This is a genomic window from Nonomuraea sp. NPDC050478 (assembly GCF_044458265.1).
Lineage (GTDB): Bacteria > Actinomycetota > Actinomycetes > Streptosporangiales > Streptosporangiaceae > Nonomuraea > Nonomuraea ferruginea.
This window is the reverse complement of the sequence record NZ_JBITHT010000003.1, coordinates 544,599-558,602: the sequence shown is the minus strand read 5'-3', so window position 1 is coordinate 558,602 and position 14,004 is coordinate 544,599. Positions and strand designations below refer to the sequence as shown.

10 protein-coding genes are annotated in these 14,004 nt (G+C 72.7%); 6 read left to right on the top strand and 4 right to left on the bottom strand.

The window, feature by feature from the left end; translation table 11 throughout:
• The first annotated feature begins 53 nt into the window (after window positions 1–53).
• Window positions 54–1,961 (top strand): S41 family peptidase, encoded by a 1,908-nt coding sequence (locus ACIBF7_RS16990; RefSeq protein ID WP_397197513.1) that lies wholly within the window; start codon window positions 54–56, stop codon window positions 1,959–1,961.
• On the opposite strand, the gene ACIBF7_RS16985 is transcribed toward ACIBF7_RS16990, so the two are convergent.
• Complete coding sequence (locus ACIBF7_RS16985) at window positions 1,951–3,033, bottom strand: LacI family DNA-binding transcriptional regulator (protein ID WP_148030510.1); 1,083 nt, start codon at window positions 3,031–3,033, stop codon at window positions 1,951–1,953. The genes ACIBF7_RS16990 and ACIBF7_RS16985 overlap by 11 nt on opposite strands.
• Window positions 3,034–3,203: 170 nt before the next feature.
• Between ACIBF7_RS16985 and ACIBF7_RS16980 the strand changes: the two genes are divergently transcribed.
• The gene (locus tag ACIBF7_RS16980; RefSeq protein WP_271274889.1) at window positions 3,204–4,424 is read left to right on the top strand and encodes an ABC transporter ATP-binding protein; all 1,221 of its coding nucleotides are present in this window, start codon (window positions 3,204–3,206) and stop codon (window positions 4,422–4,424) included.
• A 114-nt stretch (window positions 4,425–4,538) separates the two neighbouring features.
• Here ACIBF7_RS16980 and ACIBF7_RS16975 read toward each other — a convergent pair whose 3' ends face one another.
• Complete coding sequence (locus ACIBF7_RS16975) at window positions 4,539–5,291, bottom strand: SDR family NAD(P)-dependent oxidoreductase (protein ID WP_397197512.1); 753 nt, start codon at window positions 5,289–5,291, stop codon at window positions 4,539–4,541.
• Between the two features lie 569 nt (window positions 5,292–5,860).
• Here ACIBF7_RS16975 and ACIBF7_RS16970 point away from each other — a divergent pair.
• Window positions 5,861–7,057: a PQQ-dependent sugar dehydrogenase gene (locus tag ACIBF7_RS16970; protein ID WP_397197511.1), complete on the top strand. Its 1,197-nt coding sequence runs from the start codon at window positions 5,861–5,863 to the stop codon at window positions 7,055–7,057.
• Here ACIBF7_RS16970 and ACIBF7_RS16965 read toward each other — a convergent pair.
• Entirely contained in the window at window positions 7,017–7,361 is a 345-nt protein-coding gene (locus ACIBF7_RS16965; protein WP_148030513.1) for a carboxymuconolactone decarboxylase family protein, read from the bottom strand. The two genes, ACIBF7_RS16970 and ACIBF7_RS16965, sit on opposite strands and share 41 nt — an antisense overlap.
• Before the next feature lie 233 nt (window positions 7,362–7,594).
• Here ACIBF7_RS16965 and ACIBF7_RS16960 point away from each other — a divergent pair, with 233 nt between their 5' ends.
• From ACIBF7_RS16960 to glnII, 3 genes are all read left to right on the top strand, one after another.
• Window positions 7,595–8,272, top strand: a complete 678-nt coding sequence (locus ACIBF7_RS16960) for a hypothetical protein (RefSeq protein ID WP_397197510.1) — start codon at window positions 7,595–7,597, stop codon at window positions 8,270–8,272.
• Between the two features lie 11 nt (window positions 8,273–8,283).
• Window positions 8,284–11,463, top strand: a complete 3,180-nt coding sequence (locus tag ACIBF7_RS16955) for an AAA family ATPase (RefSeq protein WP_397197509.1) — start codon at window positions 8,284–8,286, stop codon at window positions 11,461–11,463.
• Window positions 11,464–11,548: 85 nt separating this feature from the next.
• The gene (glnII, locus tag ACIBF7_RS16950; RefSeq protein ID WP_148030515.1) at window positions 11,549–12,568 is read left to right on the top strand and encodes a glutamine synthetase; all 1,020 of its coding nucleotides are present in this window, start codon (window positions 11,549–11,551) and stop codon (window positions 12,566–12,568) included.
• 56 nt (window positions 12,569–12,624) lie between these two features.
• On the opposite strand, the gene ACIBF7_RS16945 is transcribed toward glnII, so the two are convergent.
• Window positions 12,625–13,932, bottom strand: coding sequence for a CehA/McbA family metallohydrolase (locus tag ACIBF7_RS16945; RefSeq protein ID WP_397197508.1), 1,308 nt, complete (start codon window positions 13,930–13,932; stop codon window positions 12,625–12,627).
• Window positions 13,933–14,004 lie beyond the last annotated feature (72 nt).

Here is a 14,004-nt window from a genome sequence, read left to right as displayed (position 1 = left end):
CGTGCTCTGAGAGCTTGTCCCCTGTCGGGCAGGCGCGCGGACCGGGAGGCGGCATGGGGATCAGCGAGGGCGCGACCGGGCAGGCCAAGCGGCTGGCCGACGCCGTGGACCTGCGGGACTTCCTGGACACGGCGGGCACGCTCACGCTCGCCGACCGGCGCACGCTCGTGGAGCAGGCGCTGGTGCTGATCGAGCAGAACTACGCGCACCTCCCGCTGAAGATCGCGATGTACGCGGTCAACCCGGTGCAGCGGCTCCGGCTGCTGGCCCTGAGGCTCAGCCGGCAGACCGCCGCGACCGCCGACCCCGAGCCGCGCTTCCACGCGGAGCTGTCGGAGATCTTCCACTCGGTACGCGACCTGCACACGAACTACCTGCTCCCGCAGCCGTACGCGAGCAAGGTCGCCTACCTCCCGTTCCTGGTCGAGGAGTGCCACGAGGACGGCAGACCCCGCTACCTGGTGACCAGGCTCGTGGAAGGGTTCTCCGCGCCGGGGCTGGAGCCGGGCGCCGAGGTCACCCACTGGAACGGGACCCCGATCGGCGCCGCGGTGGACGCCAACGCCGCACGGTACGCCGGCGGCAACCCGGCGGCGCGGCACTCGCGCGGGCTGCAGTCGCTGACCATCCGGCCGCTGGTGATCCACCTGCCGCCCGACGAGTCCTGGGTGACGCTCGGCTATCTGGGCCGGGACGGGATAGCCCACGAGCTGAGGGAGCCGTGGCGGGTGACGGACAACCCGCCGCCGTTCGTCGACGCCGGGGCGCTCACCGAGGCCGCCGTGTCGCAGGGGCTGGACCTGGGCACGGACGCGATCTCCCGCGCGCTCAGGATGCTGTACGTCCCCCGGACGCTCACGGCGGAGATCGTCGACGCCGCCGGGACCGACGCCCCGGGAGCGGACCTTCCGACGTCCATGCCGGCGTTCTTCAAGGCGCGGGCCGTGGAGACCCCGTCGGGGACCTTCGGCCACATCCGCGTGTTCACCTTCAACACCAACGACCCCGGCGCGTTCGTCGGCGAGTTCGTCCGGCTCGCCGGCCTGCTGCCGCGGGACGGGCTCGTGGTGGACGTGCGGGGCAACGGCGGCGGGCACATCCACGCCGCCGAGTTCCTGCTGCAGACGCTGACGCCGCACCGGATCACGCCCGAGCCGACCCAGTTCGTCACCACGCCGCTGAACGTGCGGATCTGCGCGCAGCACGAGGAGAACCCGACCGGGCAGATCGACCTCGGGCCGTGGTGCCCGTCCATGAACCAGGCCCTGGAGATCGGCGCCGTCCACTCGGCCGGCTTCGCCATCACCCCCGAGGCCGGGGCCAACGCCATCGGCCAGTGCTATCACGGCCCGGTCGTGCTGATCACCGACGCGCGCTGCTATTCGGCGACGGACATCTTCGCCGCCGGCTTCCAGGACCACGGGATCGGCCCCGTCCTCGGCGTGGACGACAACACCGGCGCGGGCGGCGCCAACGTCTGGACGCACGAGCTGCTCAAGCTCCTGCTCGAACTGCCCAGCCCGGCGCCCGGCTCGCCGTACCGGCCGCTGCCCGGCGGAGCGGGCATGCGCGTGTCGGTCCGCCGCACGCTGCGCGTCCACGAGCTGGCCGGCACGCCCGTCGAGGACCTCGGCGTACGGCCAGGCCACCGCCACCGCCTGACCCGCCGGGACATCCTGGCCGGCAACCAGGACCTGCTCGACCGCGCGGGCGAGCTCCTCGCGGCCCTTCCCGCCCGCCGCCTCGACGTGCGCGTCGCGGGGGCGGCGGACGAGCTGACCCTACGGACCGGCCTCCTGGACCGGGCGGACGTCTACCTGGACGGCAGGCCGCGGCTCACCGTCGACCTGACCCAGGAGACGGTCACCGTGACCGTCCCCGGCCTCGCCGCCGCGCAGGTCGTCCGCGTGGAGGGCTTCCAGTCCGGGCGGCTCGTCGCCGCCCGCACCCTCAAGCCCTGACCCCGGCCCCGGGCCGGCCGGGGTACGGCCCGCAGCTGCCCCGGACGATCAGCTCCGTGGGCAGCACCACCGTGCGCGGGCGGCGGGCGCCCGTGCGCAGGACGAGCTCGGCCGCCCGGTAGCCGATGTCGCGCCCCGGCTGGGCGATCACCGTCAGGGGAGGCGAGCAGAGCTCCGCCCACGGGACGTCGTCGTACATCACGAGGGACACGTCCCTCGGCACCCGCAGATCGAGTTCGCGGGCGGCGAGGACGGCGGCCTCGCCGAGCACGTTGCCCCCGGCCACCACCGCCGACAGGTCCGGACGGCTCTGGAACAGGCCGGAGGCGGCCGCGTAGGCGGAGTCGCGGCTCCCGGTGGCGAACACGATCAGCTCCTCGTCCGCCGGCGCCCCCACCGCCTCGCGGAACGCCTCCGCCCGCCGGTCGTGCCCGGGGCCGCCGAGATAGGCGATGCGCCGGTGGCCGAGCCCTCTCAGGTAGCGCACCGCCGTACGGATGCCCGACCGGTCGTCGGCGAGGACCGCGGGGACGTCCAGCGGGCGCGACGGCCGGGCCGGCGGCAGGCCGTCGAGGAGCATGAGGTCGCGGTCGGGGCCCTCGCCGGCCGGATCGGCGCCCTCGACCGGCAGGCGGTCGGCGAAGACCACCGTCATGCCCGCCCTGAGGGCCGGCTGCCAGGTCTCGGCGTCGCCGGACGGCACCGCGACCACCCGGTCCACGCTCTGCTCCAGCAGCATGCCGATCATCTCCGACTCCTGCTCCGGGTCGTCGCCGGTGGAGCCCAGCACGACCGGCTCGCCGGCCGAGCGCGCGTACGCGAGCGCCCCCTCGGCGAGCTGGCCGAAGAACGTGTCGGTCAGGTCGGGGACCAGCAGCCCGAGCCCGCCCGTGCGGCGCTGGCGCAGGTTGCGGCCGACGGCGCTGGGGCGGTAGTCGAGCTGGGCCGCGACCGCCAGCACCCGCTCCCTGGTCTGAGGGCTGGCCGAGCCGCCTGACAGCACCCGGGACACGGTGGCGATGCCCACCCCCGCGGCCTCGGCCACGTCCTTGATCGTCGCCCGCTTATCCATGGAAACGATTCCATCATGCTTTCCCGATTTCCGGAAGACCGCCGGTCCCGCGATGGCTGTTCATAGGGGAACCCTTGACAGGGATATCCGTTTCACGATGAGATGCTTGAAAACGTATCCACATACGCAACATCGACTATCGGGGCCATCGCCCTGCGCGAAGGACTGTCATGGCATCCATCGTTTTGACCGACGTCGACAAGATCTACGCCGGTGGCGTCAAGGCTGTGAACGGGCTCAACCTTGAGATCAAGGATGGCGAGTTCATGGTGCTGGTCGGCCCCTCCGGTTGCGGCAAGTCGACCGCCCTCCGGATGATCGCCGGCCTCGAGGACATCAGCGGCGGCGAGATCGCCATCGGCGACAAGGTGGTCAACCACCTGCCGCCGAAGGACCGCGACATCGCGATGGTCTTCCAGAACTACGCGCTCTACCCGCACATGACGGTCGAGGAGAACCTCGCCTTCGGCCTCAAGCTGCGCAAGATGCCCAAGGCCGAGATCCAGCAGCGGGTCCAGGACGCGGCCAAGATGCTCGGCCTCGAGACCTACCTCAAGCGCAAGCCGGCCGCCCTGTCCGGTGGTCAGCGCCAGCGTGTCGCCATGGGCCGCGCCATCGTCCGCGAGCCGCAGGCCTTCCTCATGGACGAGCCGCTGTCCAACCTCGACGCCAAGCTCCGCGTCTCCATGCGCGCCTCGCTCAACCAGATGCACGAGCGCCTCGGCGTCACCACCGTCTACGTCACCCACGACCAGGTCGAGGCCATGACCCTCGGCGACCGCGTCTGCGTGCTCCGCGACGGTCTGCTCCAGCAGGTCGACACCCCGCAGAACCTCTTCGACAAGCCGGTCAACCTGTTCGTCGCCGGGTTCATGGGCTCGCCGTCGATGAACTTCGTCAACGCCGAGCTGGTCCGCGACGGCGGCGCCGCCGTGGCCTTCGCCGGCTACAAGCTGCCGATCCCCGAGTCCACGTTCACCGAGAAGCCCGGCCTCGACCAGTACATCGGCAAGAAGCTCATCCTCGGCATCCGCCCGTCCGACTTCGAGGACGCCGCCTCCGCCGGCGCCCACGCCGACAACGGCTGGGCGACGCTGTCCGCCAAGGCGGAGGTCACCGAGGAGCTCGGCTCCGAGATCAACGTGCTGTTCCTGATCGACGCCCCGCCGGTGGAGCACAAGGACACCGTGGCCGCGGCCGACACCGGCGACGACGAGGAGGCCACGCTGCCGCTGGCCGGCGACAAGTCTCTGTGGACCGCCCGGGTCAACGCCCGCAGCCACGTGCGCCACGGCCAGACCATCGACCTGGTCGTCGACACGCACAACCTGCACTTCTTCGACCCGGCCTCCGGCCTGGCCGTCGGCCACCCGGCCAACGTCGGCCGCTGACCGCAGCCGTACTCCGGCTACCGATTCCCGGCCGCGGGCCCGCCCGCGGCCGTCCGGGCCCTCATCGCGACCCCCTCCCGCGAAGAGGGCCCGACCCGTTTCCCGGGGCGTCCGTCAGCGGCGGCCGATGCGGGCGGAGACCTCCGCGACCAGGCGGCGCGGCACGAACCTGCCGACCGCGACGACCGCCTTGTAGCGCAGGGAAGGCACCGAGACCCACTTGCCCAGCGCCAGATCGCGCAGCGCCTCGGCGACGAGCTTGTCGGCGTTCAGCCACATGAACCCCGGCATGCCGGACATGTCGATCGAGGCGCGCTGGTGGAACTCCGTCCGCACGAAACCCGGGCAGAGCGCCATGACCTTGACGCCGGGCTCGCTGATCTCGGCCGCGGCGGACTCGCTGAAGTTGGCCACCCAGGCCTTGGACGCGCTGTAGGTGCCGCGGGTGAAGAAGCCCGCCACCGAACCGACGTTGACCACCGCGCCCTTGCCGCGCTTGCGCATCCCCGGCAGCGCCGCCAGGGTCAGCCGCAGCACCGCCTCGCAGTGGACCTTGAGCATCCGCAACTCGTCCTCCACCGGCGTGTCGAGGAAGTCGTGCCGCTGCGCGAACCCGGCGTTGTTGACCAGCAGATCGACCCCGGCACGGCAGCGCGCCTCCACCAGGGCCAGGCCGTCGTCGGTCGCCAGGTCGGCGGGCAGGACCTCGACCGCGACCCCGTACCTCAGCTCCAGCTGAGCGGCGGCCTCGCCGAGCCGCCGCTCGTCGCGCGCCACCAGGACCAGGGTGAAACCGTCGGCTGCCAGCCGGCGGGCGAAGGCGGCGCCGATGCCGGCCGTGGCGCCGGTGATCAATGCGGTAGGCATGCCAAGAACCCTAACGTGGCGGGGGTGCGCGATCGCTGGAGCCGATCGTTCCGGTTCGTTCGCGGCGGACCGGCGGCGACCGGAGAATCAACATCGACAACCTTTTTCGGGAACCCCCTCGGGCTGGGCGCCGTCATGCGTGCCTTACGGCCCGCTCAGCCCGCCGTAGCTCCGGAAAACGGAGTGGGGAGGGGGTGCAAGTCCGGGTCGCGGAGCCTGACCGGGTTCGGGCTGCTCGCGATGGAGAAGCGGGAGGCCACGTACCCTCCGCATCACGTGGGTAGTGGCGCGCGAAGAGCGCGCGGGGACGGCGCGGCGGTGACGAAGAGCGCGCGGGGACGGCGCGGCGGTGGCGAAGAGCGCGGTTGGGACGGCGTGGTGGGGAAGAGCGGGGTAGCGCAGGTGGTGGCGAACTGCAGGCGGGGGCGGGTGGTGGTGAACTACAGGCTGGGACGGCGTGGTGGTGAACTACAGGCTGGAACGGCGTGGTGGTGGCAAACTGCGGGTTGGGGCGTGGTGGTGGCGTTGGGCGGTGGTGAGGGCGGTTGGGGCGTGCGAGGATGGGCGGCGTGCGCCTCGCTGTGGCCGTGCTCGTCGTCGTCCTGACCGGCTGCTCCGCCGCGCCGCCGGAAGGGGCCCCCGTCCCGCCGTCCGCATCCGTTCCGGCCGGCACTGAGGCGGCGAGTCCGTCCGCGTCCGTTCCGGCCGACGCTGAGGCGGCGAGTCCGTCCGGTTCGCCCGCGGAGAGTACGCCCGCGCAGGGCGGGCTGCGGTTCACGCGGATCGCCGAGCTGGAGCGGCCGGTGGCATTCGCCGTCCGGAGCGGGGATCGGCGGCTGTACGTGGCCGAGCAGGGCGGCAGGTTGCGCACCACCGACGGTGACACGGTCGTCGACCTGTCCGGAGAGGTGAGCGGCGGCAACGAGCAGGGCCTGCTCGGCGTCGCCTTCCACCCGTCCGGCCGCTGGCTCTACCTCGACTGGACCGACAAGGCCGGCACCACCCACGTCACCGAATGGGCCTACGACGGCGCCCGCGCCACCCGCAGGCGTGACGTGCTGACGCAGGAGCAGCCGTTCGCCAACCACAACGGCGGCCAGCTCGCCTTCGGTCCCGACGGCTACCTCTACATCGCGCTCGGCGACGGCGGCGGCGGTGGTGACCCGGAGGGCAACGGCCAGGACCTGGGCACGCTGCTGGGCAAGATCCTGCGCATCGACCCGCGCGGCGGGAAACCCTACGCGGTGCCAGAGGACAACCCGTTCGTCGGCAAGGAGGGCGCGCGGACCGAGATCTGGGCCTACGGGCTGCGCAACCCGTGGCGGTTCGGCTTCGACCGGGCCAACGGCGACCTGTGGATCGGCGACGTCGGCCAGAACGCGTGGGAGGAGGTCGACTACCAGCCGGCCGGCTCCGAAGGCGGCGAGAACTACGGCTGGAACCTGCGTGAGGGCAGGGAACGCTTCCGCCAGGGCCCGGCCGGGAAGCTGACCGACCCGGTGATCGTCTACCCCCTGAACGAGGGCGGCAACTGCTCGGTGATCGCCGGATTCGTCTACCACGGCGCGAAGATCCCGTGGCTGCGCGGCCAGTTCCTCTACGGCGACTTCTGCGCGGGGTGGATCAGGGCGGCGCCCGTCGACGAGCCGGCACGCGACCGGCGCGTGGGCGAGGTGGAGCAGCTGTCCTCGTTCGGCGAGGACCACGACGGCGAGCTGTACGCGCTCAGCCTGGCCGGCCCCGTCTACCGGATCGATCCCGCCTGACCAGCTCGATCAGGTCCTCGACCTGCTTGCCGAGCCGGGTCCCCCGCGTCCAGCCCGCGTAGTGGGTGAGGAAGACGACGAGCTCCCGCAGCTCGGCCTCGTCCAGGTCGCCCGTGCGCAGCGCCGCGTCGAGCTGCAGCTCCACCTGGTCGTCGATGCCCTGTCCGACGAGCAGGCCGAGCAGGAGCAGGCGGCGTTCTCTGAGGGTGAGCGTCTCCCGCGACCAGAGGTCGGCGAAGGCGCGCTCCGCCGTCATCCCGTACGAGTCGACGATCTCCGTGGCCGGTCCGGCCGGTTCTGTCATCGTGCGCTCCGGTCGCGTGAGGGGGGTGGCTTCATCTTCGGCCACCCACCGCGCGATGACCAAGAGGCCCGGCCGGAAGTCAGACCTGGACGACAGGAAGACCTGTTGATCTGTAACAAGTGAGACCAACGCACGGCCAAGTTTTGGTCAAGATTTCTCATGCCGCGCACGGCTCAGTCGGGAGAAAACGGGCACAACAACTGCGGTGCCTCGTCATGCGGAGGTAATCCCTGGTGAAGACGACGCGGGCGTGGATCGCGCTCATCGCCGCGGCGGCGACCATGGCCGCTTGCGGGCAACCCGAGTTCCACTACGTGCGCGACCGGGACGGCACCACCTACTTCAAGGTGCCGTCCTCCTTCTCCCGGCTCGACGCGTCCCCGCTCGAACGGCTGCTGTCGGACGACCACCCGAGCTCGGCGGCGGCGCAGTTGCGCAGGCAACAGGTCTGGTCGACGGCCTACGACCAGGCGGCCCGTCCCGCCGTGGAGCACCTGTTCGGCTCGCGGGACCCGTTCGTGTACGTGACCGTGCGCAAGCTGACCGACGGGCAGCGCAACGAGATCTCGCTCAACCGGATGCGCGACTTCCTCCTGCCGGTGACCGAGCAGACGCGCACGGCGTACCTGATGTCCGTGCTGCGGGCGGGGCGGGCGCCGGCGTTCAGCCACTTCGAGCCGCTCATGGACAGGGAGCTCACCCTCGGCGACGGGGCCAGGGGGGTCCGGGTCCGCTACAACTACCGGATCGGCGGCGAGATCCAGACGTTCGACCAGACGGTCATCCTCGACGGCCAGGGAACGAGCCTGTCGGTGATGTTCCTCGCGTGCGAGGCGACCTGCTTCACCCGGCGCGCCGCCGAGTTCGACCAGATCGCGGGTTCCTTCAACCTGCTCAGGCTGCCCGGATGAGGGAGCACCCCGTGAAGACCACGCCCCACGCAGGGCTGCGCGCCCCCGGAAGCGGGCCCGCCGACCCGGACGCCGCCACGGCTGAGAGGCGGCGGCTCTGGGACCGGAGCAGGGTCCTGGCCGGCCTGACGGCCGTCTATCTGGTGCTCGCCCTGAAGGTGATGGCGGATCACCCGGGCATCGTGCCGTTCTCCGACGCGGTCCGGGTGGTGGCCAGGGACCATCAGTGGATCTTCTGGCTGCTCGGCGCGGAGGCGGCACGGCAGCTCCACCTCCTGGCCGGCGAGCGCCTGCCGGGCTACCGGCGGTTCTGGCGCCGGCGGGTCTTCGGCGGGTGGGAGCGCTGGTCGCACCGGCGTCTCGACGACTGGACCAGGTTCCGCGTGGCCCGCCTGGCGAAGATCGCTGTCTGGGTGGCGCTGCTGGCCCTGGTGCTCGCGGCGGTGCTCGGCACCAGCCCGGCGGTCGCGCTGTTCGAGGCTCCGGCGCTGCTGTCCCGGGCGCTGCCGCTCGTGGTCCAGATCGCCGTTCCGCTCGTCGTGATCATCGTCGTGTTCGCCGGTCTGCTCTGGTTCCTGTCCCGGAGCGGCGTCGAGACGTACTTCCCCGGCGACGTCACGACCCGCTTCGCCGACGTGTGGGGGCAGGACCACGTGGTCGAGCGGATCAGGCAGAGCCTTGTCCTCCTGGAGAGACCCGGGGAGATCGAGCGGCGCGGGGGGTACGTGCCGGGCGGTCTGCTGCTGTGGGGGCCGCCGGGCACCGGCAAGACGCTGATTGCCGAGGCCGTCGCGGGGGAGACCGGCAAGCCGTACGTGGTCGTGGACTCGGGCGCGTTCACCGGCACGTTCGCGGGCGTCGGCGTCCTGAAGGTCAGGACGCTCTTCAGGAAGCTGCGCAGGCTCGCGCTCCGCTACGGAGGCGTGGTCATCCTCTTCGACGACGCCGACGCGCTGGGCGGGCGCGGCCGGCCGGGACCGCCCGCCGAGGGCGGCGGCCTCTCCGGCTGCCACGGACCGGACTACCTGTCGGAGGAGAGCCGCTCGGTGCTCGCCTTCCCCGGCGAGCCCCTCGGCGGAGGCGGCGGCGATGCCCGCACGCAGCGGGCGCTGCTCACCGAGCTGTCCGGGCTGAAGGAGCCGCGCGGGCTCTTCAACCGGACGGTCAGGCGGCTGCTCGGGATGCGGCCCAAGCCGCCGCCCCCGTACCGCGTCCTCGTCATCCTGGCCACCGAGCGGCCGGACGCGCTGGACCGGGCGCTGCTGGGGCCCGGGCGCGTCGACCGCGTCCACCGGGTCGGCCACCCGTCCAGGGCCGGGCGGCTCCGCACCTACCAGGGGTACTTCGCCGAGGTGGCGCACGAGCTGACCGCGGAACAGATCGGCAGGCTCGCCGCCATCACCCCGTACGCGACCGGCGCCACCATCAAGGACCTGGTCAACGAGTCGCTGATCAGCGCCGTGCGCGACGGGCGGGAGACCATCACCTGGCCGGACGTGCTGAGCGCCAGGCGGCAGCGGCTCGGCCCGGACGAGCACGTCGAGCGCGAGCGCCACGCCGTGGCCGTGCACGAGGCCTGTCACGCGGTGGTCGCGTACGTGACGCGCTCCCACCAGGAGATCGGCCTCGCCACCATCGAGAAGGGCGCCGGCGACCTCGGCCCGTCGAACGGGTCCACCCGCTGGAAGTCGGAGTACGAGGCGGACATCATGGTCTCGCTCGCCTCCCTGGCGGGGGAGCGGATGTTCTTCGGCGAGGACAGCTCGTCGGGCGTCCGCGACGACCTGCACGCGGCGACCTGCCTGAGCGCGCTCATGGAGTCGTCCTGGGGGATGGGCTCGGGCGTCACCTCGCTGCCCGCCCTCCGGGAGCTGGGGATCATCGGCGGGCGAACCGGCGTGCTGGGGGAGCGGATCGAGGACGACCTGGCGCGGCTGCTGGCCAAGACCGGGGACCTGCTCGCGGAGCACCGCCGGGACGTGCTGTGCCTGGCGCACGCCCTGGAGACGCACCGGACGCTGGACGGCGACGACGTGGTGGCGATCCTCCGGCGGCGGCGGGGGCCGGTCGTCGACGGCACGATGTACGCCTCCGACGAGTTCTACCGGGACCTGGAGGACTACCACGCGGAGGCCGCCCTCGCGCACCGCGAACACCGCCCGGTGGCGCGCGACCTGCCCGGCGCGGCGGAAACCAACACCCCCGTCCCACCAGGCGACGGCTCCACGGCGCCGGCCCCGGAAACGGCGAACCCCCTCGCCTTCGCGGTCCCCGGCACGGATCCCGACTGGATCGGCGCCCCCGGCACGGCCCCGGCCTGGCCGGGAGCCCCCGGCACGGCCCCGGCCTGGCCGGGAGCCCCTGGGACGGCCCCCGCCTGGCCGGGAGCCCCCGGCACGGCCCCGGCCTGGCCGGGAGCCCCCGGCACGGCCCCCGCCTGGCCGGGAGCCCCTGGGACGGCCCCCGCCTGGCCGGGAGCCCCTGGGACGGCCCCCGCCTGGTCCGGCGCCTCCGGCGGCGACACCCCCGGGTCGGATCCCGCCTGGCCCGCGGCGCACGCCGGGGTCGGTGCGTCGCCTCCGGATGCTGGCTGGTCCGGCGCGTCTCCTGTGGTGAGGGGTCCGGCGCCCCTTTCCCTCGCCGCGGGTGAGGGTGATGAAGGGCGGCCCGAGATCGTGCCGTGGGGTTCGGAGCAGCCGCCGCCACCGCCGAGGGCAGTGCCGTTGATCGTGGACGACACGGTCGAGCAGCCGCCGCCGCGGAGTCGTACCGGACGGTTGTGGGTGGTCGCGGCCAGCCTGTTCATGCTCGTCGGGCTGGCGATCATCCTCGCGCTCGCGCTGACCGGCGTGCTGACCGCAGGCCCAGCCTCGGGGACGGAGACCGGCGCGGCCGCCGCCCCCGCCCCCGCGCCGGGCATCGCCTCGCCGTGGCTGCTGATCGCGCTCTTCGTGGTGGTGGTCGCGGTGGTCGTCGGCGTCGGGCTCACCACCGTGGCCGTCAAAGGCGTCCGGGTGGCCCAGGCCAAGGCGGAACGGGACCGGGACGAGGCGCACGCCCGCGCCCAGCTCCTGGCGGCGGCGCTGGACCCGGACACCGCGATGCGGCTGCTCGGCTACGACGGGAACGGACGGCGCGAGCTCGGCCAGGAATACCGCCTCACGACGGGTGACAAGAAGCGACGGCCTTAACACGGCGTTCACATAAGGGCAAAAACCGGGAAACGGCGGTCCATAAGACTCGGCGTGGCTGATGAACATGGGAAAGGGACCCGCTGTGAGCTACAAGGCTGAGTACATCTGGATCGACGGCACCGAGCCCACCGCTCTGCTGCGCTCGAAGACCAAGATCCTCGCCGACGGGGCCGAGCCTCCGGTCTGGGGCTTCGACGGCTCCAGCACCAACCAGGCGAAGGGCTTCAAGTCGGACCTCGTGCTCCGCCCCGTGCTCACCTGCCCCGACCCGATCCGCGGCGGCGACCACGTGCTCGTGCTGTGCGAGGTCGAGGAGGTCAGCGGCGACCCGCACAAGAGCAACACCCGCGCCCAGCTCCGCCCGGTGGCCGAGCAGTTCGCCGAGCAGGACTCGTGGTTCGGCATCGAGCAGGAGTACACGTTCTTCAAGGGCAGCCGCCCGCTCGGCTTCCCCGAGGGCGGCTTCCCCGCCCCGCAGGGCCACTACTACTGCGGCGTCGGCGCCGAGGCCGTGTTCGGCCGTGAGATCGTCGAACTCCACCTCGACCGCTGCCTCGCCGCCGGGCTGAAGGTATCCGGCATCAACGCCGAGGTCATGCCCGGCCAGTGGGAGTTCCAGATCGGCCCCGCCGGTCCGCTGGAGGTCGGCGACCACCTGTGGATCGCCCGCTGGCTGCTCTACCGCACCGCCGAGGAGTTCGGCGTGGAGGCCACGCTCGACGCCAAGCCCGCCCGCGGCGACTGGAACGGCGCCGGCGCGCACACCAACTTCTCCACCAAGGCCATGCGCGAGGGCTACGACGCGATCATCACCGCCTGCGAGGCCCTCGGCGACGGCGACAAGCCGATGGAGCACGTCAGGCACTACGGCGCCGACATCGAGAGCCGCCTGACCGGCGCGCACGAGACCGCCCCGTGGAACAGGTACACCTACGGCGTCTCCGACCGCGGCGCGTCCGTCCGCATCCCGTGGCAGGTCGAGGTCGACAAGAAGGGCTACATCGAGGACCGCCGCCCGAACGCCAACGTCGACCCGTACGTGGTCGCCCGCCTCCTGGTCGACACCTGCTGCACCGCCCTGGAGAAGGCCGGCCAGGTCTGACCCGGGTTCGAGGAGGGGAGAGAACGCGGGCACCCCTGAGGCCCGCGTTCTCCTCTTCAGCGCAGCCGGGACTGGTAGACGCGCCGCGCCTCCTCCAGCACCTCCAGGCCGTCCTCGTCGACCCGGTCCCTGATCTGCTTCTCCAGCAGGTCGAGCCAGCGCAGGCAGAACGTCACGTCCTCCTCCCTGGCCACCCGCCGGTGGCACACGTCCAGGTGGACCGGACTGGTGTGGGCGAGCACCCGCCCGCGGCCCTCGGCGACCGCGACGACGTACGTCGGCCACACCACGGACAGGCGCGCGGCCAGCTCGCCGGGCGGCCCCGACGCCAGCTCGCCGTCGGCCGTCAGCAGCCGCACCCGCCCCGCCCCGTCGCCGAGCACCCGCGCCGACACCCGGACCGTCTCGCCCGGCGCTAGGTCGAGCGTGTCGCCCGGGCCCCGGCCGTCCACCTCCAGCTCCAGGAACGGGCCGGTGGTGACGAACGTGCGGCCCCGCCGCACCGCCTCCGCGTACGCGCCGGCGGTCAGCCGCCCCTCGACGTGCGCGTACGTCCGTTCGCGCCCGATCGGGCCCAGCCGGTGCGTGCGGCCGCCCGTCGCCGCGACCCGGTTGCCCGCGCCGATCAGCCGGCGGTACGCGCAGGGCGAGCCGATCACCGACGGGAAGCCGTCGACCAGCCCCAGCGCCGCGTCCACCACGGCCAGCCGCGCGTCGAACCCCGGATCGCCGCCGCTCATCAGCTGGTCGGCCGTCTCCGCCGGCCCGCAGCAGGAGTTCGCGTAACACACCAGCGTGCCCCGGCTGTGCAGCTCGCTCAGCGCGACGGTGGACAGCGGCCACGAGTCCAGGCCCAGCACCTGGTGGACCAGGTCCACCCGGGCCAGGTGCGCGCCGTCCGACCACGGCAGGTCGCGGCCCGACCACCGCGCCAGCGTGTCGCCGTCGCCGGGCGGCACGTTGACGACGTGCAGGTCCTCACCGTGCTGGGCGGAGGCCACCCACCGGGGCGGCCGGTTCAGCGGCACGTGCAGGTCGGCGCCGTACCAGCCGCGCGCCGCCGCGTCGTACAGGCGGGGCGGGGCCAGCTCCACCAGCGTCTCTCCTTCGCCCGGCAGCAGCGTGGTCTCCGCGCACCCGTGCTCCACGCCTCGCGCCGCCCGGACCTGGACCGGCTCGCGGGGCACCGGCAGGACGAGATCGTCGCCGTGGAAGTACGGCAGGCCGTCGAGATCGCGCGCCGGGGGCGTGCCGGGCGGGCACCAGCCGCGCCCGTCGAGGGTGCGGACGCTCCAGCGGCATGGGACGCCGGCCCGCAGGCGGAGGACCGGCTGACCAGGTAATGGTCTCGGATAGTCACGCATCGGCTTCTCCCCGTGATCGAAGGCGCCGTCATCGTGACACGGCCATCACCCGCCGGGAAGGGCCCCCTTCTC